Origin of the sequence: Candidatus Methylacidiphilum fumarolicum (genome assembly GCF_949774925.1) — a bacterium.
Taxonomy (GTDB): Bacteria; Verrucomicrobiota; Verrucomicrobiia; order Methylacidiphilales; family Methylacidiphilaceae; genus Methylacidiphilum; species Methylacidiphilum fumarolicum.
The window spans coordinates 2279560-2304895 of record NZ_OX458932.1 but is presented as its reverse complement, the minus strand read 5'-3'; the positions used below and the strand labels follow the sequence as shown (position 1 = coordinate 2304895).

The following is a 25336-nucleotide window of genomic DNA, read 5'->3' as shown; positions in this document are numbered from 1 at the left end:
TTGGTAGCTAAATTGTGGGATGAGCAAGGTAGGAAAAAGAAAGTTGGTGGTGGTTTTGAAATGGAAATAATAGGAACCACACAGATATGGAAAATATTTTTGTTTTGTAAACGAGATGATGGAAAGAGGTTAGCATGTCATTTGTAAGCGTTCTTCTTTTTGTACCCTTATTGGCTTTTATTGCTATAATTCTTAGAGTACCAGCTCGTCAAGCTGCATTAGGAGCTAGTTTGCTAAATTTGCTCGTCAGTTTGTGGATTTATTTCCAGTATGATCCCAAGATTCAAGGCTTTCAATTCGTTCAAGATATCCGTTGGATACAGCTCCCAGGGCTTCCTGAAATCCACTACCATGTAGGGGTAGATGGCATGAATCTGCCTCTTATTCTTTTAACAACTATTGTGACACTGGCTGCCATTATTGTTTCTCCTGAAGGGATTAAAAGAGAGTCGGAATTTTATAGCTATCTTCTTGCTATTTCTCTTGGAGCAATTGGCGCCTTCGTTTCTTTAGATCTATTCTTTTTTTATATCTTTCATGAGTTTGCCCTTATTCCAACATTTCTTTTGATTGGAATTTGGGGATCTGAAAACAGGCAGTTTGTGAGTCTTCAAATTACTCTTTATTTAATGGTGGGTAGCTTGGTTCTCCTTGTTGGCATTCTTGCTTTGCTTGTATTGCTCCCACAAGAAGCGAGGACTTTTGATATCCCTATGCTCATTGACTATGCAAAAGCTCATCCTTTGCCTATAAACAAAGAGGCTGTTCCTTTTGCTTTTTTACTTGTTGGCTTTGGCACATTGGTTTCTCTATTTCCTTTTTATACTTGGGCGCCAGCCGGTTATGCCGTAGCTCCAACTCCCGCAGCAATGCTCCATGCTGGAGTACTAAAAAAATTTGGGCTTTATGGGTTGTTAAGAGTGGCTATTCCACTGCTTCCTGGAGGGTTGGAACATTGGAAAAGCTGGTTGTATATTCTTTTGCTTGGTAACATTCTCTACATAGGGTATGTGACGATTGTTCAAAAAGAGCTAACCACGATGTTGGGCTATTCTAGTGTTATGCATATGGGGTATATCTTTTTGGGGCTTGCAAGCTGGAATAAAATTGGAATCAGTGGGGTAGTGGTTCTTATGGTAGCTCATGGTCTTTCGATCGCCTTGCTTTTTGCTCTGGCTGGAGAAATTAAGGATAGAACTGGTGAAATAAAGTTTAGTGAACTTGGCGGGCTAGGCCAAAGAATGCCATTTATTTCTGTGGCTTTTGTTTTAGCTTCTTTTGCTTCCATTGGGGTTCCTGGATTGGCGAATTTTACAGGGGAGCTACTGATCTTTTTTGGGTCATGGCAGGCCCAGCCGTGGATTACTGCTTTGGCAATTTGGGGAATTGTCATATCGGCTGTCTATCAACTTCGAGCCGTTCAATCAGTTTTTTTTGGCAAACTCCCTGCCCATTTGAAAGATGTGGAAGATCTTCAAGGAGTAGCCAAGAAGTTCCCTTATCTTTTGCTTATGGCTTCTCTTCTCATTATTGGCATGATGCCAAGTTCTCTTCTTTCAATTATTAAGCCGACCGTAGAACACTATTTCTCTGCAAATTGATTTCGATAGAACACAATGAAATTTTTGGTAAAAACAGAAAGCAAATCCTTTTTTCTAAAGAAATTAACAAGTTATTAGTCTGGATTATCTACGATGAATGCGTTATTTGTTCTTTGTAGTCCCGAATGTTTCCTTACCCTGTCTGCTTTGTTTCTGCTTTTGTGGCAAGCCATAGCAAAACCAAATTATAAGAGTGTGGGCATTCTTGTCTTGGCTTCTTATCTGATCTCAGGAGTTCTGCTGCTGCCTTTTGTTGATAATCAGGGTATTTATTGGAATGGACTGTATGTCTGGGATAAAATGGCAGTTCTGTGGAAAGTATTTTTTTTGATAACTGGATTTCTTGTTACCTATCTAAGTTTGGAAAGCAATAGTCTTATAACGAAAGGGAGAGCAGAATTTTATACTTTGCCCTTATTAACTACTGCTGGTATGGCTCTGTTAGCCTCAGTTAGGGATTTTATTCTTCTGTTTGTTGGGCTTGAAATTGTCACCGTTTCTTTCTATGTATTGGTAGCTTTTCAAAAAGAATTTCCTTCGGCTTTGGAGGCAGGGGTAAAATATTTGGTCATAGGAGCTTTGGCTTCTTCTTTTCTTGTGATGGGTATAGCCTTTGTTTTTGGAATCACAGGTTCAACCCAATTTGATGAAGTAGCACGTTTTGCTCAAAACAACCCAGTGAGTGCTCCTTTAGTCCTTGGTCTTATATTTGTTCTGGTTGGTCTTGGGTTTAAAGCTTCAGCTGTGCCCTTTCATGTTTGGACCCCTGATGTCTATCAAGGAGCTTCTACACCGATCACCTCATATTTGGCGGTTGGATCCAAAGCTGCTGGATTTGTTGTTCTGCTAAGAGTATTAAACCTTCCTTTTTATGATCAAAGTTTTCAGAAGCATTGGATTCCCTTAATTGTTCTAATGGCCCTCCTCTCCGTTATTTTAGGTAATCTGGCAGCTATTCCACAAAGAAATATAAAAAGGATGCTTGGCTATTCGAGTATTAGTCATGGGGGTTTTTTGCTTATGGGGCTATCTGCACATAATACAATTGGATGCGCAGCTGTCATTTATTATTTTTTTGCTTACCTTGTCGCTATTTTTGCTGCTTTTCTTGTGGTTATTCTCCTTGAAAAGAATCAACCCAGTGGGGTTTCCATTAAGGATTTCAATGGACTTTATCATAAAAACGGGCTTTTAGCCTGGTCTATGGCCTTTGCTATGATTTCCTTAGCAGGGCTGCCCCCTTTAATGGGTTTTTTTGGCAAACTGATGGTGTTTCTTGCGGCTTGGGAAAGTGGGCAGCATCTGCTAGTGATTATTGGTGCGCTCTGCGCTGCGGCTGGCTTATATTATTATATAGGGGTGGTGCGAGCTATGTTTTGGGCTGAACCAGAAACGGTTCAAAGGATTGTGTTAAGCCCAGCCACGAAAGTTTTGCTTTGGATATTAAGCATTGGATCCATTTTACTTGGATTTTATGCCGAACCAGTTATCAAATTAGTCGGAGCCGTTTTGTCATAAGTTTTAGGGCAGTTAGCTCAGGCGGTAGAGCATCTCGTTTACACCGAGAGGGTCGGGGGTTCGATTCCCTCACTGCCCATGAAGATTATGAACTGAATTTTTATAGTAGAAACGAAAATGAGCCCACATTGCTAGGCTTATTCAGCTTCAGTTGGTAAAACATGTTTGTTGTTGAACTTGATTCGTGGGCAGCATTAACTACAATTTCGGTCCAAATTATGCAAACATTTTTAATCAATTCATCCATCGGAATTTCTATCGGTTTTAGCTTGATTGGCATATTAGTGGCAATCATTCTCGCTTTTCGAATTCGATCCCTAGACAGTGGAAATGACAGGATGAGGATGATTGCCGGAGCTATCGAAGAGGGAGCAAAGGCTTATCTTAACAGACAGCTTGTTACCATCCTTGGGATTGCGGCAGTGCTTTTTCTGCTGATTGGGCTTTTTAAAAATTGGTGGACAGCTTCGGGGTTTTTGTTGGGCTCGTTTTGTTCATATCTTGCAGGACTTATAGGGATGCGTGTGGCTGTTCAGGCAAATGTTAGAACAGCTCAAGCCGCTACACAGAGTAAAGATAAAGCGTTGCATGTGTCTTTCCTTGGTGGCTCGGTGACCGGATTGCTTGTCGTTGGACTGGCTCTTTTTTCTGTCGGTCTCTTTTATGCTCTCTCATTACATTATCAGGGAGTCTCAGAAACTTCTTCTTCCCTTGTTGGTCTTGCCCTTGGAGCAAGCCTGATCAGTGTTTTCGCTCGGTTGGGAGGAGGGATTTATACCAAGGCCGCTGACGTTGGTGCGGATTTGACAGGGAAAATAGAACAAAACCTTAACGAAGATGACCCTCGGAATCCTGCAACCATTGCTGATAATGTCGGTGATAATGTAGGAGATTGTGCAGGAATGGCCGCGGATGTTTTTGAAACCTATGTGGTGAGTCTTATCGGAGCAGTACTTGTTGCCGTCGTTGTTTTAGGCGGAGATCCTGCTGCGACCGCTTATCCATTCTTAGTTGGTATGGTTACAATTTTGGGGGCTCTTTCTGGGATTTTTTATGTAAGCATCTCGAAGGCTCCTCCAGCAAAAGCGCTTCTTAACGGTGTTATGGTCAATGGCGTGGTGTCTTCAGCCCTTTTCTTACCCCTCTCCTATTACCTTTTCCCTTCTAATTGGCTGAACATTTTTGCTTGTTCGGTTGTTGGTGTGTTGATGACTGCTGCCATATTCCTCATAACCGATTACTATACGGCAACAACACGCAAACCTGTACAGATTATTGCTCATGCTTCACAAACAGGACATGCTACAAATATCATTGCAGGGTTGGCTACGGGAATGGAAGCGACAGCTTTGCCCGTGCTTTTTATTGGAGCTGCAGTTATGTTAACCTATTGGCTTGGAGGTTTGTATGGGGTTGCTATTGCCGTTCGCTGCATGCTCAGTATGGCTGGTATTGTAATATCATTAGATGCTTTCGGTCCGATTACAGATAATGCGGGAGGCATTGTAGAAATGAGCCAATTGCCGAAATCGGTGAGGCAGATAACCGATGAGTTAGATGCTGTTGGAAATACGATGAAAGCAGTAACGAAAGGCTATGCTATTGGTTCAGCAGGCTTAGCAGCTTTAGTCCTTTTTGGCTCTTACGTAGAAGAACTCAAGCATTTCAGCTCTGCAACTATTGCGCAAGAACTTCAGTTTAAGCTACAAGATCCCAAAGTGATTATAGGCCTTTTTATTGGAGGGCTTCTTCCTTATCTTTTTGCTGCTAGAAGCATGTCCGCGGTAGGGAGGGCGGCAGGGAGCGTCGTTCAAGAAGTTCGACGTCAGATTAGAGAAATCCCTGGTATATTAAAAGGAGTCGATAGGCCTCAATATGGGCGATGTGTTGATATTGTGACAAAAGCGGCATTAAAAGAAATGATTTTTCCTGCAATCTTGCCCCTATTGGCTGTGCTGGGAATAGCAATTGTTCCTGGGCTTGGTCCTGTGGTATTAGGGGGAGCACTTATAGGCACTATTGTTACTGGTTTGTTTGTTGCTATTTCAATGACCTCGGGAGGAGCAGCTTGGGACAATGCGAAAAAATGGATAGAAGAAGGGAACTTCGGAGGGAAAGGATCAGAAGCGCATGCAGCGGCAGTAACTGGAGATACGGTAGGCGATCCTTATAAGGATACTGCCGGTCCAGCCATTAATCCAATGATCAAAGTAGTGAATGTTTTAGCCATTCTTATTATTCCCATTTTTGCAAAGTATTGGCATCTTTAGCAACCTCTGAGCGCTTAGGAGCAGATGCAATAAGCAGGCACTTAAAGCTTATTCTGATGGGTGAAATAGATGCGTAGATAGATGTTATCAAAATATTCTTATCGAAGCTTCTATATGGGATATTGTCCAGCCCCCCCTAAATAAGGGACAGTGGGATAAATTAAAGCCTCTCTTAGTAACTAAGGCATGGAAATTAGAAGCAGAAAGTGACTGACGCTATTCTGCAGACTACTGCAGAATAGCGTGTTAGATAAGACAGCGGACAGGCAGCCCTGTTGTAGCCTTATCTAAGGCAGTCCTTAGGAAATCCTTAGGAAAAGGACTGCTCCTATTTTAAATCGAGCCAAATTCCAATAGTTTGTATTAGATTTTGGAAGGTTGACATTGAACCAATTCTTTTACTGGGACGCTTGATCACAATTAACTTTCTAACACGTAAGAAAATAGCAAGGGTGCTACAATGGTCGCATCGGATTCGATAACAAATTTCGGAGTATCCTTTCCTAATTTTCCCCAGGTGATTTTTTCATTTGGAGAGGCACCACTATAGGAACCGTAGCTTGTTGTTGCATCGCTGATTTGGCAGAAATATCCCCATAAAGGGATATTACGAAGTTGCATATCCTGATGCAGCATGGGAACGACGCAGATTGGGAAATCACCGGAAATGCCACCTCCAATTTGAAATAACCCTAAAGAGTGGTTTTTGGTTGTCTGAAGATAATATTGGGCAAGCTCCATCATATACTCTATGCCACTTTTTATTGTCATAGGATCTTTAATATGGCCTTGAAGACAATGGGCAGCATACATATTGCCAAGGGTAGAATCTTCCCAACCAGGAACAACCATGAAGAGGTTTTTTTCCATAGCTGCAAGTACCCAGCTATCTTTTGGATCAATTTGATAAAAAGGTTTTAACTTTCCTGATTTTAAGATTTTCCAAATAAATTCATGAGGAAAAAATCGTTGTTTTTGCTTGTCTGCTTCTATCCATTCGTCAAGGATTACTCGTTCAATCCGTCGCATAGCTTCTTCTTCTGGAATGCACGTATCAGTGACACGATTGAGATGCTTTTCATATAATGCAACTTCTTCATCCGCACTGAGTTCTCTATAATGAGGAATCATTTGGTAGTAGTTATGAGCCACAAGGTTGAAAATATCCTCTTCTAAATTAGCCCCTGTACATGAAATGGCATGCACCTTATCCTGTCTAATCATTTCTGCAAGAGAAATTCCTAGTTCAGCAGTGCTCATTGCTCCCCCAAGGGCAATCATCATCTTTCCCCCCAATTCAATATGTCGCACATACCCTTTCGCTGCTTCTTTAAGTGATGCGGCATTAAAATGTCTGAAATGATGATCTATAAACTGCTTTATTGTTTGAGATTTCATATTTATACTCCTAACTATCGAAAGAGAAAATGGATTCTATAACAAATGAAAGAACTTTCATTTTAATGAATCGAAATTTAACGTAAAACCAAAAGTAGAATAGAAAAGTAACTTTTTTAATACATTCAAAATGACCATTCTACCTGTCTAGTAGAGTTTCTTTAGAAAATAAGAAAAGAATAGAAATTAAAAGAATGATCAAGATATGGATATTGAGCAGAAAATCCGCCGGCAATGCCTGTTATTCAACAAAAAAAAGAGGGAAAATCTTTTTCAGTGCACTTTGCAGGAAAGAATGTTCCAGATTAGCTTTAAAAAAGATCATGCGATCTTTCTCCATTGTGTTTTTCCTGTGATGTTTCCGTTAATAAGTCTGATCTACTGTAGGACTCCCGGATTAGAAAGAAGAAACCTTATGAGCTGTTGCTATGCAATTTCTCTCCATCCCTTGTCCTGTTTCTTGCAAGAATTGAAAAATTATGGTATTCAATCAACTTTCTGCTAGGCTCACAAAAGCCATTTACCTTAAGGATGACTTGCACAAGGTTCTAAGTGAAATACTTAGAGTAAGAACATTAATTCAGGAATGAACTCTCCATTGATCGGACAAACGGTAACTTCCAAGAGCAAGTCAAATTTGGCTCTTTCCTTTTTTTGTTTACCTAAAGAACAAAGATGGGCCATGACCGTCTTTTATGCCTTTTGTCGTGTGATCGATGATATTGCCGATTCAACAGTCCTTTCTCCCCATGAAAAAAAGGAAGGGATCCTTTTTTGGAAAAAAGAGGTAGAAAAAATCTATTATTCAGTTCCTTCTTCCCCATTAGGCAAAGAACTTAGTCAAGTCGTTCACAAATGGAATTTGTCCCAGGAAATGCTTCAAGAGATTATTCTTGGGGTAGAAATGGATATAGAAAAAAGAAGATACAAAAATTTCGACGAGCTTTCATTATATTGTTATCGAGTTGCGGGAGCTGTAGGCTTGGTAAGCATTGAGATTTTTGGTTGTCGCCATGCGCTTAGCAAAGACTATGCGCTGGCTTTGGGGACAGCTTTTCAACTGACAAATATCCTGCGGGATGTTCCCAAAGATTCTTCTTTTGGTAGAATCTATTTTCCTTTAGATGAGCTGGAAATCCATGGGATTACTGAAGAAGAGATACTTTCTTTGAGATGGAGCCCAAAAATCCGCGATTTTTTTAGACTACAATATTTTCGAGCGAAGCATTACTTTGCCAAATCTTCCAAACTGATTCATCCATTGGATAAGCCCAAATTACTGGCTGCAGAGATCATGAGTTCAGTCTATAAAGCCATCTTAGAAAAAATAAAAACAAAACAGTTTGATGTGTTTCATCATTCGATTCGCTTAAACAAGGCTCAAAAGCTTGCTTCTATACTTAAGGTTTTATTCAAGCATGCTTTTGGTACCGACTCAACTCTTCCTTCGGGACCTCCAAAAAAGGTTGTGATTCTTGGAGGTGGTTTTTCTGGGGTATCTGCTGCCTTAGAGTTGATCTCCCTTGGTCATGAAGTAATTCTGCTGGAATCAAAATCAAAATTGGGGGGAAGAGCAGGGAGCTTTCTAGAGCCTCAAACCAAACAAATAATAGATACTGGTCAACATATAATGATGGGTTGCTATCACCATACTTTAGAATTTGTTGAGAAAATAGGCATCAGCTCAAAGCTATTATGGATCGATCCTCTAAAACTTAGTTTTGCTAGTGAAAAAGGCAGTTCAGTGCTTTCGGCTGGGAATCTCCCAGCCCCTTTCCATCTGCTTGTAGCTCTCCTTCGTTATTCGGAGCTTTCGGTTAGCGATTGGCTTAAAGCCTTTTTTTTCCTCCTCTCTATTATTCTTCGTGAAAAACCCTTTGAAGAAGAATCAGTCTCCGATTGGCTAAGAAGAAAAAAGCAGAGTGTTGCATTAATCCGCTCCCTTTGGGAGCCCCTCTGTGTGGCTGCATTAAATTTGTCAATAGAGAAAGCTTCAGCAGAGCTCTTTTATTCTGTACTGAAAAAAACCATATTAGGCAAAAGAAAAGATCTCAGTCTTATTTTTAGCCGCGTGGGATTAAGTGAGCTATTTTCTAATGAGTTCGAACGGGTTATAAATGCTTGTGGAGGAAAATTATTTTTTAGAACTTCTGTTTGTTCTCTTGAATTTGAAGAGAACTATTTGAAGTCTATAAAAACGGTCGATGGTAAAGAGTTTGCATCCGATTCCGTTGACTATTTTTTGAGCGCCCTTCCGTGGCATATATTGGGTAGTTTGTTGCCGAAGGAATCGTCCTTGAGAAAAAACTGTGAATCTATTGAACAGTCTCCAATTCTAAGCTTGTATTTTTGGGTTGATCGACCTTTTACGGATCAACCTGTTATAGGATTTTTAGATTCTCCAGTACAATGGCTTTTTTCAAGAAATCTTATAATGGATAAAGAACTGTTGTCTTTTCCTTTTTATTCTTATGTTGCAGTAATTAGTGCTCCTCCAAAAAATATCCTCAGTTTGAATTCTAAAGAGGTTGAAAAAATCATATGGAAAGAAGTTAACCGGCTAATACCCCGCTCAATAGAATCAAAGCTTTGTGGTAGCTTTCTTTTTAAATCTCTAGGTGCTACCCCTAAATTTGATCCCACTTCTTTAAAATATAGGCCACCCGTTCAGACAGAATGGAAAAATTTTGTTATTGCAGGGGATTGGACAAATACGGGACTGCCTGCTACAATAGAAGGAGCTGTTCTAAGCGGCACAAAAGCAGCACAATTCATCGATTCTTTAACTCCTCTTTCAAAATCGACCTTAGCTGGTTTTTGTACGGAAAAAACGGTCTAAAAATATACTCTTACAGTCCCTTGAATCCAGAAAGGAAGTTGAGGAACAATATAATCATAATTAAAATTTCTAGCTGCACTAAAGCCTGGGGCACCTGGCAGCCAATAATGTTCGTTGGTGATGTTATAGAGGTAGAGGCTAGCTTCCCATCGTTTTGAGCTGTAGAAGATTCTGGCGTTGAGGGTATACCAGGAGGGGATTCGAGTGGAGTAGGTATAAAAGATGAAATTCCCACTTTCGGCCAAAGCCCAGAGGGAGACGCCTAGTCCGTTATCGAACTTATAAGTGGCCATTAGGTTGCCGTAGTTATGAGGGAAGCCGATGAAAGGGAAGTTGAGAGGGGGTTCATTGACCAATGGATCTACGGGCAGGCCATAGAGTTTAGCAACAGAACTAGAATAGGGCTGCAAAGCTAAAGGTCCTTGAGGGAGTCCCTGCCAGAGTTCTTGACCGGCGATGAAGGCATAGCCGAAGTTAAGCCAGAAGTTTTTATTAGGCTGATAGTTGGCGTTTAGCTGTGCGCCTTTGATAGCGACTTGAGCGGTAGCTATAGGGCCTCCGGGGATGACCTGAGCGGGAATGTAGCCTGTTTGATAGTAGCCGGAGACGCCTAGGAAAAGTTTATCATGGAGCAGGCTAAATTTGGTGCCAACTTCGTAGAGGAAATTGTTTTGGTGGTAATAGGCGGAGGGGAATTCTGGGGCAAAGCTGCCGAACTGGGAGAGGAGCGTGGTTTGGCCGTAGAAAAAGGTGAAGTAGCTGGTCATCCAAGGGAAGGGCTTGTAACTGGGGCTAATAGTTACTTCGGGTTGAACGATGTTCATGGAAGTAGAGGTATAGGGGGGAAGGCCAAAAGAGGGGGCAGCTTGCGAAATTTCAGCGGGGGTACCAGGAGGAGGGGAGGCCTGCACAAAATAAGCATTCATTCTTCCAGCAAGCATAAGGCTCCATTGGTCGGTAAAATTGATCTGGTGCTGATAGAACGGGGAGAGAGTAGAAAAGGTGTCAGCTGTGGAGAGATAGTTAAAAACATTATAGTACATCCCCGGATATCCAGGAATAGGAATATCGGTAAGATAAGGATTTTGGTAGATTGGGCTTATGGCCGCTGTAAAAGGGACGATGGGAGTGAAATTGTTGTAAGTCAGCGGTTGAGTCAAATTCCAGATATTGACTGGTTGGTGCCATACGCCTGCATATTCTGTGTCAGAAAAAAAGCGAAATTCGATGCCCCCGTCAATCTGGTTGTGGAAAGAAAGAGAGGAAGAAGAATGGTCTTCTTGCCTTCCCTGAGAATACGATTGTTCCGTTTGGCCTTTAGGCAAGAGATCAAAAGAATATCTCCATTCTAACCGATTATCAAAATCGTATCCAGAAGGGAGGACTCCCCAAAAGTCCGATGGGATCGCTTGATCAATAAACGAATTATAAAATTCAAAAAGAGAATTGTTAACAATTGAAAGATCATCATTTATTTTTAAAGTTTCTATGCATTGTGCTACATAATAGAGTTGTCTATCTCCATCTTCTGGGTTCTCAAAAATATTGCTTCGAGGACTAATCTCCACCAGAGGCCCCCAAGATACAGCATAACCGGCTCCAGGAGGAGCTGTTCCTAGACCTGGATGAAGTATTCCAGGAGGCCCATACCAGCCTAAAAGGCTTCCTGTTTGATAGAGTCTATTATTAATAAGTGCTTGATTTGGACGATTAATTCCAGCAACCGTATTTAGATGGTTGTCATCTAATTCCGTATTGAAATCGATAGATAAATTTTCATAAGGCTTTGCACTTAAAGCTAAATACCAGCATTCTCTATTAAGATAAGCCCCATCATAATAGTTGTAAGGGGCATAGCCATTCTGACCGAAATAATCGAACCGGTAAGCAAGTTTGTCACTAAGGATGGGCCCTCCTAAATCGATGTTCCAAAAATTAGTCTGATACATCCCCACTGTATAATCGGCACTGCCTCTAAATTTATCAAAATAGGGTTGTTTGGTTACTTCGTTGGCAAATCCGCCTGCTAATTCTTGAGGGCCAAAGACGATGCTTACAGGTCCTGTAACCACATCCAAATTATCATAAGCATTCATATTCATAAGCGGCCCATATTGGGCAGACTGACTAAAACCAACAAGCATTCCATTTCTATAGACAGTTGCGGGCAACCCCCTAACAATAGGCTCTCCAGCCGGACTACCTGTTATTTGAGAGGGATTAACTCCTGGAATAAAGGCAGCGAGGTCATTGGTTGATTGCGCATTTATTGTGTTTAATTCCTGTCGGCTAATGGATTGTATCGTTCTGGGTATATCGATAATTTTCATTGCTGGGCCAAGAACTTCAGATTGTTTGTTTGTTAAGACTATATTTTCTTCTTCAGGAAGTTCTTCTTGCGCTGTCACGGTAACTGGAGCAAGCACCATCGCGGGGGGAGAGGAAGGTTCTATAAGAGGAGGCAAGAGAGAGGATTGTTTTTGTGGGATCGTTTGAGAGGTTGAAGTGGATGGAGAAGATGGAGTGGTTTGTTGGCCTTTAAATTTTTCAGACTGATCAATTTCGGGACTAGAATGGTTCAAGACAGGGTCAGATTGGGATTTTGAGTTTTCAAAAAAGAAAAAAGAGAAAAACAAAAGAGAAAACAAACAAATATATTTTCTTTGGTAAGAGTCAATCATTATTCCCATTTATTATATCCAATCAATACATCTTCAGACGAAACCTGTTTTTTTTCTAATGTCAGAAAGATAAAAGATTGAGATTATAGCTTAGAAAAAAATAGTAAGGCTTCCTTGGATCCAAAATGGAAGCTGCGGCACAATGTAATCATAATTCATAAAACGGGCCATACTAAAGCCTGGGGCACCTGGCAGCCAATAATGTTCGTTGGTGATGTTATAGAGGTAAAGGCTAGCTTCCCATCGTTTTGAGCTGTAGAAGATTCTGGCGTTGAGGGTATACCAGGAGGGGATTCGAGTGGAGTAGGTATAAAAGATGAAATTCCCACTTTCGGCTAAAGCCCAGAGGGAGACGCCTAGTCCGTTATCGAACTTATAAGTGGCCATTAGGTTGCCGTAGTTATGAGGGAAGCCGATGAAAGGGAAGTTGAGAGGGGGTTCATTGACCAGTGGATCTACGGGCAGGCCATAGAGTTTAGCAACAGAACTAGAATAGGGTTGTGAAGCTAAAGGTCCTTGAGGGAGTCCCTGCCAGAGTTCTTGACCGGCGATGAAGGCATAGCCGAAGTTAAGCCAGAAGTTTTTATTAGGCTGATAGTTGGCGTTTAGCTGTGCGCCTTTGATAGCGACTTGAGCGGTAGCTATAGGGCCTCCGGGGATGACCTGAGCGGGAATGTACCCTGTTTGATAGTAGCCGGAGACGCCTAGGAAAAGTTTATCATGGAGCAGGCTAAATTTGGTGCCAACTTCGTAGAGGAAATTGTTTTGGTGGTAATAGGCGGAGGGGAATTCTGGGGCAAAGCTGCCGAACTGGGAGAGGAGCGTGGTTTGGCCGTAGAAAAAGGTGAAGTAGCTGGTCATCCAAGGGAAGGGCTTGTAACTGGGGCTAATAGTTACTTCGGGTTGAACGATGTTCATGGAAGTAGAGGTATAGGGGGGAAGGCCAAAAGAGGGGGCAGCTTGCGAAATTTCAGCGGGGGTACCAGGAGGAGGGGAGGCCTGCACAAAATAAGCATTCATTCTTCCAGCAAGCATAAGGCTCCATTGGTCGGTAAAATTGATCTGGTGCTGATAGAACGGGGAGAGAGTAGAAAAGGTGTCAGCTGTGGAGAGATAGTTAAAAACATTATAGTACATCCCCGGATATCCAGGAATAGGAATATCGGTAAGATAGGGGTTTTGGAAAAGAGGACTAGTAGCTGCTGCAAAAGAAACAATTGGGCTGAAACTACTGTATGGAAGCGGTTGAGTTAAATTCCAGATATTAATAGGGGAATGCCATACTCCAGAGTATTCGGTGTCTGAAAAATATCTAAACTCAATGCCTGCATCTATCATATGATGCAAAAGAAGCGAATGAGCTTGAGTAGATTCCTCTGCTGTTTCTTTTAAGCTATCCGTTTCTTTATTTCCGGGAAGGGTATCAAACTGGGCTCTTAGTTCCAGTCTATCATCAAAATCATAACCAGAGGGAAGTACCGCCCAAAATGTTGATGGAATGGCTTGATCGATCAGCGTGCTAAAATATTCGAAAAGGGAGTTATTGACAAGAGCAAGATTGTCGTTAATCTTGAGATTTTCAATCGCTTGAGCGACATAATAGGTTTGATTTGTTGAATTTTCTGGGTTTGCAAATAGATTTGTCCTTCTGCTTATCGGAACTAAAGGTCCCCAATCTACCGCATAGCCAGCCCCAGGAGGAGCCGTACCGGGACCAGGATGGAAGACTCCGGGAGGTCCATACCAACCAGCCCATGTCCCAGTTTGATAGAGACCATTATCGATTAAGGATTGGGTGGGCCTATTCAGGCCAGCAACAGTATTTAAATGATTCAGGTCCAGTTCGGTATTAAAATCGATGGATAAATTTTCGTAAGGTTTTGCTCCAATGTCCAAATAGAAACACTGTCTTTGAAGATAAGCTCCATCATAGTAATTGTAAGGAGCATAGCCATCTTGACCGAAATAATCGAACCGATAAGCAAGCTTATCCTTTATCACAGGACCTCCTAGATCGATATTCCACATATTGGTTGAATACATGCCAACGGTATAACTGGCATTGCCTCTGAATTTGTCGAAATAGGGTTGTTTGGTCACCTCATTGGCAAATCCTCCCGCAAGCTCCTGAGGACCATACACAATGCTGACTGGTCCAGTAACGACATCTAAATTATCGTACGCATTCATGTTCATAAGCGGTCCCCATTGTGCGGATTGACTAAAGCCAACAAGCATGCCATTTCTATAGGTTGTGGCGGGTAGTCCTCGGATGACAGGTTCAGCCACAGGGCTACCGGTCATTTGAGTAGGGTTAACCCCAGGAGTAAAAGCAGCTAGATCATTTACTGACTGTGCATTAATGGTATTCATTTCTTGCCTTGTAACCACTTGCACCGTTCGTGGAGTGTCGATGATTTTTATGGCAGGTCCAAGCACACCTGTTTCCTCATTAGTAGAAACAACATTTTCTTCTTCGGGTAATTCTTCTTGCGCTGTGACGCTTATTGGCAAAAGGATAGGTAGATTAGGTGGAAGCTTTGCCTCTGGCCCAGAAGGCGGAACAGTTGGAGCTGTTTCAGAGGGGGGAGTCTGAGAAGTCTCCCCTGGGTGAGCGCTTTCTGTCGGTGGTTGATTTTCGGAAGAAGGCTCGGTGGATTCTTGTTGAGGAGATTGCTCTGTGGAAGGCTGCCCAGTCGAAGGAAGTTGGGATTGTTCAGCAGAAGGTCCTCCTTGAGTGTTAGGAGGCAGTAATTCTTTTGCAGGCTGAGAAAAAACACTGAGCGAAAAAAAGAATGTGACCAACAAAAAAACACCAAGGGCAAAAGGGCTTATTTCTTTTAGATAAACCATAACATGGGTCGAAGTAAAATTGCCTAAGGCATTTCATTGAGATGACAGATAAATTTCAAGAATAACCTTTTTTTATCCGCTACCTGCGCTTTGTTATTCTCTTGAAAGCTTTTTTATGCAAACAACCTACTGAACTAAAATTCCAATCCTCCTGCCCGGGAAATAGCCGAAAACCTGTTACTTAGTCAAGCGGAACTGGACAGGGACAACTGCCTGAGATTCCACAGGGACATTCCCAGACATTGCCGGGTGAAATCTCCATCTTTTGACAGCATCCATAGCTGCGGAGTCAAGATCATGGAATCCTGAACTCCTATAGATGCTCAGAGAGGAAACAGTACCGGCAGGAGATATCTTCACCCAAATATAAACGACTCCTTGTTCTCCCTTTTTCCTGGCTTCTTCAGGATAAATAGGCGGAGGATTTTTGAGATAATCCGGCATGGCCATAGCAGTGACACGCTGAGAAACAGGCTGTTGAGGTTTGGGTGCTGGTTTTTTTATTGGCTGAGCCTTCGGTTTTTGGACAACTGCCTTTACCATGTCATCAGGATGAATGATGGGTTGCTGTGGGGATTCGGTTTTTGGCTGAGGTTGTTGCGGTTCTGGCGAAGGGACAAGTTCTATCATGGATGGAGGTAGCGCAGGTGGATTCGAATTTGATTTAGGAATAAGAGATAATCCAAGCCCAAAAAGCAGAATGGCATGGAAAATAACCGATAATATCCATCCCCAAACTTCAGAATCTATCTGAATTTTATTGGCGAAATTTTGGCATTTTGCAATCGCATGTGAAAATAATCCATGCTCTTCGTGGGCTAAAGACGGCTCTGCAGTAAAGTATGTTTTGCTTTGATTTTTCCAAAGTACTTTTATCATTTGACACCCCCTTTCGACTATTAATTTCTTTTTCTTTCCTTCGACCTTAGGAAGAATTTCTGTAAGAACAAATTAATCTGTAGAAGTTTAATTTAGCGAAAACCGTAGTTTAATTTTTCTTAAAGTTGAAGGATAGGGAGCAAAATAATATTAGACTAGCCTAAAAACATTAGCAATGGAAATAAATGATATCTAGGAAAATTGTTTGGGGGGCATAGCATTGTTGTCGAACGGCTATTTCTAGCCATTCTGTCAGTACGAACTATGGACTTGATAGGGTTGAGAAGAGTTGCCAACAGATAGATTAGGTTTTGGTTATTCTTGGATAAATGGAAAGCTTAGCACAATAGAGAGAATTTAGCTGTTTGTAGCGAATCGTCATGTTACCATGAACGGATACGAGTGCTTGAATAATTCTTTTCCCAAGCCCTAAATTGCCAGGCCTTGTCTTTGTTGGCTTAATTCTATTGAAAACATAGAGTTGGGCGCTGTTCACACCGATTTTTTTCATTCGTATAGTAATGTCTCCAAAGCCATGCTTCATGGCATTGGCCATTAAGTTATAAAGAATCTGTTTGAGATAGGATGGATCGGCTTCAATGGAGATTCCAGCTTCTTTTTCCACATGTATGTGACGGCCTTCGTTTTCACAAAGAAGTCTAAAGCCTTCGATAATGATCTCTGTAGTTTTCTCAAGTTCCATTTTTTCCCAATGGATGGTCAGATGACCTTTTTCTGCTTTAGTTAAAAGGATAGCTCTTTCCATATGTTGTTGCAGCCGCTCCAGTTCAGACTCAATCGCTTCAGCAATTTCAGGGTCCATTTTTTCCAAGGATTTTTCTAATCGGATTTTTGCAAGTGTCAACGGTACCCGCAGCTCATGAACTAGTTCAGCAGCTTCTTTCCCAGACTCTTCAACAACCTTTTGTATTTTAGAAAGCAATTTGTTGATTTCATTGACAAGAGGTAAAAATTCTTCGGGATAACGATCGGCTTTAATTCTTTGCCATGGGTTATGAGGGTCAATAAGCTCGAGATCCGAACGCAGCTGGCCAATGGGTTTACTCAACAATTTTGCAAGAGCATAGCCTGCAACCCCAAAACTAACAACCATTGCTAAAGCATAAGAGGCTTCCCAGCGGACTAATTCTCTTCGATGTTCTTTAGATTGGAGAAACTGGGCTTCTTTTGCGGCAGCGATCCAATGGAAAATAGCAGATAAGAAAAGAAAAATGAAAGAAAAAATAACAGTGAAAAGATGCCAGCGTCTTACCATTTCATTTGTCGGTTGGATGTTTTAAAGTAAAACCAACTCCTCTAATCGTATGGAGCAGGGGAGGCAAGCCTGGCAAATGAATTTTTTGCCTTAAATGATTGATATGGACATTCACTAAAGCAGTTTCTGAATCAAAACATCTATCCCAAATTTTTTCGGTGATGATGGCTTTATTCACAGGGTTTGGAGCTGATTCGAGTAAAAGCCGTAAGAGCTCAAACTCTCTATTAGTCAGTTCGATGCTATGGCCAGCACGAGAAACCGTTCTACGGGTAAGATCCATTTCCAGATCTTCGAATTTGAGGACCGAAGGAGTAATAGGAGAACGTCTGCGCAAAAGAGCCCGAACCCTGGCAAGCAGTTCTATCGTTGAAAAAGGTTTGATTAAATAATCATCTGCCCCCGCATCCAAACCATGGACGCGGTCGCTAACTTCAGATCTGCCAGATAAAAAAAGAATGGGAATAGAGATCCCTTTTCGACGAATCTGCTTCACAATGCCAATGCCATCCTTTACCGGCAACATTAAATCAAGGATTGCTAAATCATAAGAGTAATTTTCTAAAAGCCATTGGGCCTCTTCCCCATCTTCACATTCCTCAACGCTATAACCTTCAGCTTGCAAAGCCCCTTTGACATGCTTACGGACTTTTTGATCATCTTCCACAATCAATATCTTCATCCTAGATAGAAATATGCTTCAAAAAAGCCAAAATTTCAGCCAACCTTTTCTTGCTTAGGGCATAATGCGCTGCGCCATTCTTCGTAAAGCCATAGAGCGATCAGCGGCATCGATAACAACTTCTATAAGCCAGAAGGAATCTCTGTTTACAATGGCTCTTTCAATAGCCTTTTTCAGTTCTCTATTTGTTTTTACCACGCAAGATCTTCCACAGCCCAACAACTCAGTAATTTTGCTATAATTCCAATTCACTAAGTCGTTGAAGGGTCCATCTAGAAAAATCCGTTCAGTAGAATATCCACTATTGTTCAACAACAGGATAATGGGATGGAGCTTATATCGGCAGGTAGTAGAAAGCTCAATGCCTGTCATTTGAAAAGCACCATCACCACAGATGACAAAAGGAATAAGATGAGGCTTTGCTAATGCTGCTCCTATAGCAGCAGGAATAGAAAATCCAACAGAAGCATAGTAGGCGGGACTGATGAATTCAGTGCTTTCATGGATAACCAGATCTATGGAACCAAAAAGCGACTCGCCAACATCAGCAATGACAACAGTTTGAGAAGATAAAAATGCGTTGACGATTGTAAAAAAAGAGTTGACTGATACTCTTTGATTTTCATCGATCTGATCGATGGAAGAGATGGAAGGATGGGGCAGATGCTGAGGGAGTGTTTTTCGAATGTTTAAAGACAAAAGGCCTCGGACGAAGTCTTCAAAGCGAACATCTTCAAAGGTATGGTGACGGATCATTAGTTTTTCGCTTGTCGCATAGATACATTTGCCCATATCTAACACCGATCGTGTTGAGCCTAAAGTAATATCGGTCATGAACACTCCCAGGAGGATCAGACAGTCGCTTTTTTCAAAAAAAGCGCACACTTCTTCGCTTCCTGTGGCTCCTTCATAAACGCCGATATAATGAGGATGGGTTTCAGCTATAACTGATTTGCCTAATAGGGTGGCGCTTACGGGAATGCCAGTTGTATTGGTTAGCTGCTCGAGCTCCTTTTGCAGACCAAATCTCTGAATTTCAACATCTGCTAGAATTAGCGGCTGGGCGGCAGCTTCTATCATTTGCTTTGCTTCCGTTAGAGCTTCCTCCAAAGCCTTTAGATCGGAATGAGTATCTCCCGAAAAAGATATTTCGTCTGGAATAGCTATTTCAGCGCTTGCCATATCTCTAGGAATTTCTAAGTAGGCGGGTCTTTTGTATTGAAGTGCCAGCTGAATGGCTCTTAGGATCTGCTCACCAATGTCCCGAGGATTTTCTAAAATGGCTGCAAACACAGTCAACGCTTCAAAAACCTTCAACTGGGTGTTGAAATCTTTTACCTTATGATGGAGGAGGGGATCTTTTTTCCTTTCACTTATGCCTGGGGCTCCGCTGATGACAAGCACGGGCGATTTTTCCGCATATGCTTCTGCTATTGGATTGGTGACTTTGAGCCCTCCTACACAGTAAGTGATGCAAACAGCGCTTAGCCCATTGAGTCTAGCGTAAGCGTCCGCAGCAAAACCAGCTCCTTGTTCATCACAAGTATTAATGATCTGTAGACCTTCTTTGATAAATGTATCAAGAATTTTTAGCGAATAGTCTCCAGGCACCCCAAATACATGTTGGACCTTGTGGGCCAGAAGTTGTCGAGCGAGATATTGGGTAGTTGTCATGCTTATGTTTTATCTTAAAAATCGATTTTTTAGGAATCTTCTTTTTGGTTTTTCACACTTTTTAAAGTCTATTTGGAATGGTCCACTATTCCTTTGAGAAAAGGAGCTGTAGGGCTATCCTGGATTTCAGCTAAGGCTTCAGGCGTTCCTGCTCCTATGATTTTACCACCCTCTTTCCCTGCTCCTGGTCCAAGTTCGATGACATAATCGGCTTCGGCGATAACATCAGGATGGTGTTCAATAATCACGACCGTGTGTCCATACTCCACTAAGCTTTGGCATAAATGCAGAAATTTTTCAATATCGGCTAAATGAAGCCCAATAGTCGGTTCTTCCAAAAGATATAAAATTTTAGGTTCTTTCTGGGCGCCCCATTCAAACATTTTTTGAATCCGCTTTTGTTCCATGGCGATGAGCTCTTTGGCTAGTTTAATCCTTTGAGCCTCTCCCCCAGAAAGAGTGGGAGTAGGCTGCCCCAGACATAAATACGAAAGACCTATTTCACAGAGAATCGAAAAGGATTTTCTTAGTTTTTCGAAAGAGGAAAAAAAATGGCAAGCTTCGGCAACGGTCATATGGAGAACTTCAGCTATTGATTTTCCCTTATACAGAATTTCAAGGGTTTGTGGATTATACCTTTTGCCTTCACAAGACTCGCAAGGAAGGTAAAAAAGAGGAAGCAGAGGCATACTGATCTGAATTGTCCCATTGCCTAAACAATCCGGGCACCTGCCTTCTTTAGAGTTGTAGCTAAACCGGCTTTTAGTATATCCGCGCTGTCGGGCCAGTGGGGTTTGTGAGAAAAGATCCCTAATGCTATCAAACAAACCTAAATAGGTTAAGGGAGTTGATCTAGAGTTCTTGCCTATGGGCATCTGATCTACAAAACAAACCGAACTTATGGCTTCGGCGCCACTCAGACGCTTCCAGCAGCCTTTTGTAGAGCCCCTATGTGATTTACCGAGAGCTTCTTTCACAGCCATAAAAATGCCATCTCTAAGCAATGTGCTTTTGCCTGAACCACTCACGCCACAAATGACAACGAGCCGACCTAGGGGTATTTCCACTGTTAAATCATAAAGATTATTTGAACAGATCCCTTCAATCTTAAGCCAAGCTGTGTTCTTCTTGCAGTTTCTTCGTTCTCTTCCCATCCAAGGATGCTTCATTGGTTTGGAGAGGTACTGGGATGTCAAAGAGTTTTGAGAACAAAGGAGAGCCTGATAATTTCCCTGAAAGACAACTTGTCCTCCCTCTGATCCAGCTCCAGGACCTAGATCAATGATTTTGTCCGCTCTTTTCATCGTCTCTGTATCATGTTCGACGATAACAAGGGTATTGCCTTTAGTTTTTAGCGCTTCAAGACTATTGAGGAGTTTTTGGTTCTCGGTTGGATGAAGTCCGATGGTTGGTTCATCGAGGATATAAAGGATCCCTTTGAGATTAGAACCGAGTTGGGAACATAAATAAATTCTCTGCAGTTCTCCTGCCGATAAGGACTGAGAGGATCGCTCCAAACTTAAATAGTAAAGGCCTATGTTACAAATAAATTCGAGTCGTTTGATAATTTCTGGAACAATTTTTTCTACAATCTCTTTCTGTTTTACTGATGACTCGATTGAGCGGAAATAGTTGACTAGCTCCCCAATAGGAAGCGAACAGAGGAAGTCAATGGTCGGTTTTGTATTTTGGAATGGCCAGGGAAGAAAAACTGATCTAGCCAGAGCGTTGAGTCTTTTCCCTTGACACTCAGGGCAAAGCATCGGCTGTTGCTCTGCCTGGTCCTCTTCCTCTCCCACTGTTCCCTTTCCCAGACAGGTTGGACACCATCCTAAGGGAGAATGGAACGAAAATAGTCTTGGATCAAGCTCATCGAAGCTTTTCCCACTTTGAGGGCAGTGAAACTTAGTACTAAAAAGATAGTCTTGCTGGTTTTTTGCGTCGCATAAAATGAGCGTTTCTTTTCCTAAACTCAAAGCCAAGGCAACATTTTTCTTTAATTCTTCAAATGAAGTAGTTTCGTTGACATTTTCGATCCAAAGATCAATGGTATGACTCTTAAATCGGGAAAGGCTGGGAAATTGCTGGCAATCATACCACTGTCCATCTATGCGAAAGCCTGTATAGCCCTTTTTTTGAGCCCATTTCCCAAGCGCAACATAAATACCTTTTCTTTCTTTGATCAGAGGAGCTAAAATTCGGTATTCTTCTTTAGAGGAGAGTCTGGAGCGAACCGCTTGTAAAATATCTTCCTGACTTTGCCGTATAGCTTCTTCTTTTGTCTCGGGATCAAAGGGAATGCCTGTTTTGGCAAAAAGCAATCTAAGGTAGGGATAGATTTCAGAAAGGGTACCGACGGTACTCTTAGATCCTGGTCTGTTGGATCTCTGTTCAATTGCAATGGAAGGAGGCAGACATTCTATGTCATCAACCTGTGGTTTTTCTAGAGATTGGATAAATTGTCTGGCATACCCTGAAAGAGAATCTAGAAATCTTCTCCTGCTCTCAGCAAAAAGAACGTCAAAGGCCAAGGTCGATTTCCCCGATCCGCTAATTCCAGTAAGAACAGTTGTTTTGGCTAATTCGATTTCTAGCGAAATGGACTTTAGATTGTGATGACGGGCTCCGCGAATGAAAAGAGATTGACATCTTGATGGAACAAAGGAAGAGGCTATGGGAAGAAAAGAATGACTTGCTTTAAGCTTTTCTTTCAAAAAGATCCCTGTAAAACTTTCTTTTGCTGCAGCAATAGTTTCAGGAGGACCTTGGGCAATAATTCTCCCTCCATGCTTTCCTCCTAAAGGTCCAAGGTCGATCACCCAGTCGCTTGAGAGAATGAGGTCCAAGTTATGTTCAACAACAATCAACGTATTCGCTGCATCCACAAGCTTTTGTAAAAGGCTGATCAGGCGTTTGACATCATCAATATGTAGTCCCGTTGTTGGTTCATCTAGAATAATAAGTCTCTGCTTTGTATGGCTTCTTGTTTTCTTGTTTAACAATCTTTCGGAAAGGATTCCTAGAATCTTTAATCTTTGAGATTCTCCACCAGAAAGTTGATTGAGTGGATGACCAAGTTGCAAATAATCAAGTCCGACTTCTTCTAAAAGAGCAAGCAAAGAGCTTATTTTTTTATGAAGGATAGCTTGTCGAGAACTATCGGCAGCCTGTGGATCAAAAAACATTAAGGCTTCTTTTGCTGTCATTCTCAAGATTTGATCGAGGGATTTCCCATGGTAATGAATGGCAAGGATATAGGGTTGAAATCTTTTGCCTTCACAGACAGAACAAGGGATAAAAACGTCAGAAAGAAATTGCATCTCTATTTTTTCGTAGCCAAGCCCAAGACACCTTGGACAGCGTCCCTCGCCTGAATTGATCGAAAAATGGCTTTCTTCTAGGCCTTGAATTTGAGCAGCTTCAGTTGAAGCAAAAAGTTCTTTGACATAAGGCCAGATGCCTAAATAAAGAGCCATATTTGATCTTGGAGTTTTGAAAATAGGGGATTGATCTATTTCAATAACTTCTTCTATATTTTCCCAACCTTTGATTAGGGCTCTGTCTGTGAGGAATGGTCCTGGAGGAGGATTTATCTCTTGTATTCTGTGGAGGCTATAAGAGATGATCTCCTGGACAAGACTGCTTTTACCACAGCCACTTACCCCTGTGATGGTGACAAATAAGCCGAGGGGAATATCCACATCTAGCTCTTGTAAATTATGGATAGTAGCTTTGCGAATTTCTAAAAATCCGGATTGGGGCGCTCTCCTTTTTTGGGGAATAGGGATTGTTTTTCTTCCACTGAGATAGGCTCCAGTTAAGGAAGAAGAGCTTGAGCAGAGTCCTTGCAGGTTTCCTGCATAGATGACTTGGCCTCCTTCGGCTCCACTGCCTGGCCCAAGTTCTACAATATAATCGGCATGCTTAATAACCGTCTCTTCATGTTCTACCACCACAACGGTGTTGCCTTGATCTCTAAGCTTTTGAATCAGTTGGATAAGCCTTGAACAATCCTTAGGATGCAGCCCTATAGTTGGTTCGTCAAGAACAAAGAGAGTATTGGTGAGTTTGTTGCCTAAACAGATTGTTAAATTAGCTCTTCGTGTTTCTCCTCCAGAAAGTGTCCGACTCGTCCTATCCAGAGTTAGGTAGCCCAGTCCAATGTCGTTTAGATAGCAAAGCCGACTGAAGATTTCTTCTTTGATCCTCATTGCTGCTTGATCAAAGGCTGGTATCTCCACCGCCTCAACAGTATGGATCAGTTCGTTTATGGGCAGTTGGAGCAATTCTCCGATGGAAAGGGCTGTTTTCCCAGAATCAATTTTGTAGCAGAGAGTTTTTTTATTAAAACGGCTTCCACTGCATTCTGGACATTGGGAATAGAGACGATAGTGAGAAAGAAAAATCCGAATATGAGTCTGATAGGTTTTTTTCTCAAGAATAGAAAAAAACCCTTTTATACCGCACCAGCAATCTTCTTCCACTAGAATTTCTGGGGACTCCTCGGAAGCCTCTCCATGAATAAGATAGTCCCATTCGGCAGCTGTGTAGGCAGATATTTTTTTGGAAAGAGAAATTTTTCTTTTTTTAAGCATTCTCTCTAAGAAAACCTGCCAATGGGCGAAATTTGGGGATTGAAATGGTCGAATTGCTCCCTGGGCAATGGATAGGGTTTTATCTGGAATTACTTTATCATAGTCGATTGCGATGATTCTGCCGAAACCGTGACAAGTAGGGCAAGCCCCTTTAGGATTGTTGAAGGAAAAGAGAGCAGGAAAAGGTTCCTCAAATTCTATATTATCAATAGGACAGATCAGCTTATCGCTAAAAACAAGGCATTCCTTCTCAGGAAGGAGGACAATCATTAGTCGACCCTTTCCAGACTTAAAACTCTCATCGAAGATTTCTAACAGCTCTGTTTTCTTATTCGGCTCGGTTCGTTGGAGGCTATGAACCACGAAAAGTTCTTGGCAATTGAAGCCCGTCCTCTCTAGAATTTCTTCATCGATCCGAATTATTTTGTTTTCAAACCAAATTTTTGAATATCCCTGGGATAGAAGCAACTGGCAGGCTTCTTTGAAAGGAGTGTGTGCAGAAAAGCGCACGGGAAAACAGATAAAAAAATCTTTTTGGGGATAGGCGCTATAAAGAAACTCTGTAAGTGTCTTAGGGGAGGATTTTCTTATTTTTTGATGGCACTGAGGACAGAGAGGATAGGCAAGTCTGGTGTAAAAAAGCTTTAAGTAGTCAGCAATGCCGGTCATGGTAGAGACCGTACTCCTGGTATTGGCACTTGTTTTGTCTTGTTCAATGGCGATAGCAGGTAAAATGCCTTCAATGGCTTCGGCTTTTGGTTTTTCGGCTCTTAAAAGAAATTGTCTTATATAGGGAGGAAAGGTTTCGATGTAACGGCTTTGGCCTTCGGCAAATAGTGTATCAAATGCCAGCGAAGATTTGCCTGAGCCACTAAGACCAGTAATGACAGTCAAAGCTTTATGTGGGATATCCAGATCGATGGCTTTTAAATTATGAGTACGGATTTTTCGCAACCTTATCGATTCGGTCTCATTCATATCATCCGTTATGTACTATTTTTCTTGTGCTTTTTATTTGCTATTCAAACGAAATCCTTACAAATGATAAAAGGCTACAAGTGGAAAGGAAT

At 41.7% G+C, this 25336-nt stretch carries 12 protein-coding genes and 1 tRNA gene; 5 read left to right on the top strand and 8 right to left on the bottom strand.

Annotation, left to right across the window (positions count from 1 at the left end):
• Window positions 1-134: 134 nt before the first annotated feature.
• From QOL44_RS10420 to QOL44_RS10405, 4 genes are all read left to right on the top strand, one after another.
• Window positions 135-1601 carry a complex I subunit 4 family protein gene (locus QOL44_RS10420; protein WP_009061620.1) on the top strand — a complete coding sequence of 489 codons (1467 nt, stop codon included), beginning with the start codon at window positions 135-137 and terminating at the stop codon, window positions 1599-1601.
• A gap of 93 nt (window positions 1602-1694) precedes the next feature.
• The gene (locus tag QOL44_RS10415; protein ID WP_009061618.1) at window positions 1695-3119 is read left to right on the top strand and encodes an NADH-quinone oxidoreductase subunit N; all 1425 of its coding nucleotides are present in this window, start codon (window positions 1695-1697) and stop codon (window positions 3117-3119) included.
• 6 nt (window positions 3120-3125) lie between these two features.
• A tRNA-Val gene (locus QOL44_RS10410) sits at window positions 3126-3198 on the top strand.
• A 139-nt stretch (window positions 3199-3337) separates the two neighbouring features.
• Window positions 3338-5389: a sodium-translocating pyrophosphatase gene (locus QOL44_RS10405; RefSeq protein ID WP_045086810.1), complete on the top strand. Its 2052-nt coding sequence runs from the start codon at window positions 3338-3340 to the stop codon at window positions 5387-5389.
• A 420-nt stretch (window positions 5390-5809) separates the two neighbouring features.
• Here QOL44_RS10405 and QOL44_RS10400 read toward each other — a convergent pair whose 3' ends face one another.
• Complete coding sequence (locus QOL44_RS10400; protein ID WP_009061614.1) at window positions 5810-6787, bottom strand: deoxyhypusine synthase family protein; 978 nt, start codon at window positions 6785-6787, stop codon at window positions 5810-5812.
• 586 nt (window positions 6788-7373) lie between these two features.
• On the opposite strand from QOL44_RS10400, the gene hpnE reads away from it, so the two are divergent.
• Window positions 7374-9626: a hydroxysqualene dehydroxylase HpnE gene (gene hpnE / locus QOL44_RS10395; RefSeq protein ID WP_009061612.1), complete on the top strand. Its 2253-nt coding sequence runs from the start codon at window positions 7374-7376 to the stop codon at window positions 9624-9626.
• Here hpnE and QOL44_RS10390 read toward each other — a convergent pair.
• The 7 genes from QOL44_RS10390 to uvrA all read right to left on the bottom strand — a co-directional run bounded on the left by QOL44_RS10390 (window position 9623) and on the right by uvrA (window position 25244).
• Window positions 9623-12307, bottom strand: coding sequence for a TonB-dependent receptor (locus QOL44_RS10390; protein WP_283401182.1), 2685 nt, complete (start codon window positions 12305-12307; stop codon window positions 9623-9625). The two genes, hpnE and QOL44_RS10390, sit on opposite strands and share 4 nt — an antisense overlap.
• Before the next feature lie 90 nt (window positions 12308-12397).
• On the bottom strand, window positions 12398-15160 hold the full coding sequence (locus QOL44_RS10385) for a TonB-dependent receptor (RefSeq protein ID WP_009061605.1): 2763 nt from the start codon (window positions 15158-15160) through the stop codon (window positions 12398-12400).
• Between the two features lie 177 nt (window positions 15161-15337).
• Window positions 15338-16039, bottom strand: coding sequence for an energy transducer TonB (locus tag QOL44_RS10380; protein ID WP_009061603.1), 702 nt, complete (start codon window positions 16037-16039; stop codon window positions 15338-15340).
• A 304-nt stretch (window positions 16040-16343) separates the two neighbouring features.
• Entirely contained in the window at window positions 16344-17315 is a 972-nt protein-coding gene (locus QOL44_RS10375; protein WP_009061601.1) for a sensor histidine kinase, read from the bottom strand.
• A 1-nt stretch (window position 17316) separates the two neighbouring features.
• Window positions 17317-17997: a response regulator transcription factor gene (locus tag QOL44_RS10370; RefSeq protein ID WP_009061599.1), complete on the bottom strand. Its 681-nt coding sequence runs from the start codon at window positions 17995-17997 to the stop codon at window positions 17317-17319.
• A gap of 54 nt (window positions 17998-18051) precedes the next feature.
• Window positions 18052-19671 carry an alpha-keto acid decarboxylase family protein gene (locus QOL44_RS10365; RefSeq protein ID WP_009061597.1) on the bottom strand — a complete coding sequence of 540 codons (1620 nt, stop codon included), beginning with the start codon at window positions 19669-19671 and terminating at the stop codon, window positions 18052-18054.
• A gap of 68 nt (window positions 19672-19739) precedes the next feature.
• Window positions 19740-25244, bottom strand: coding sequence for an excinuclease ABC subunit UvrA (gene uvrA, locus QOL44_RS10360; RefSeq protein ID WP_009061595.1), 5505 nt, complete (start codon window positions 25242-25244; stop codon window positions 19740-19742).
• Window positions 25245-25336: the final 92 nt, after the last annotated feature.

Bases quoted from the DNA above. Each gene is read 5' to 3' on its own strand.
- QOL44_RS10400 (WP_009061614.1), bottom strand. From the start codon at position 6,787: ATGAAATCTCAAACAATAAAGCAGTTTATAGATCATCATTTCAGACAT.
- QOL44_RS10365 (WP_009061597.1), bottom strand. From the start codon at position 19,671: ATGACAACTACCCAATATCTCGCTCGACAACTTCTGGCCCACAAGGTC.
- QOL44_RS10370 (WP_009061599.1), bottom strand. From the start codon at position 17,997: ATGAAGATATTGATTGTGGAAGATGATCAAAAAGTCCGTAAGCATGTC.
- QOL44_RS10405 (WP_045086810.1), top strand. From the start codon at position 3,338: ATGCAAACATTTTTAATCAATTCATCCATCGGAATTTCTATCGGTTTT.
- QOL44_RS10385 (WP_009061605.1), bottom strand. From the start codon at position 15,160: ATGGTTTATCTAAAAGAAATAAGCCCTTTTGCCCTTGGTGTTTTTTTG.
- QOL44_RS10420 (WP_009061620.1), top strand. From the start codon at position 135: ATGTCATTTGTAAGCGTTCTTCTTTTTGTACCCTTATTGGCTTTTATT.
- uvrA (WP_009061595.1), bottom strand. From the start codon at position 25,244: ATGAATGAGACCGAATCGATAAGGTTGCGAAAAATCCGTACTCATAAT.
- hpnE (WP_009061612.1), top strand. From the start codon at position 7,374: ATGAACTCTCCATTGATCGGACAAACGGTAACTTCCAAGAGCAAGTCA.
- QOL44_RS10415 (WP_009061618.1), top strand. From the start codon at position 1,695: ATGAATGCGTTATTTGTTCTTTGTAGTCCCGAATGTTTCCTTACCCTG.
- QOL44_RS10390 (WP_283401182.1), bottom strand. From the start codon at position 12,307: ATGATTGACTCTTACCAAAGAAAATATATTTGTTTGTTTTCTCTTTTG.
- QOL44_RS10375 (WP_009061601.1), bottom strand. From the start codon at position 17,315: ATGGTAAGACGCTGGCATCTTTTCACTGTTATTTTTTCTTTCATTTTT.
- QOL44_RS10380 (WP_009061603.1), bottom strand. From the start codon at position 16,039: ATGATAAAAGTACTTTGGAAAAATCAAAGCAAAACATACTTTACTGCA.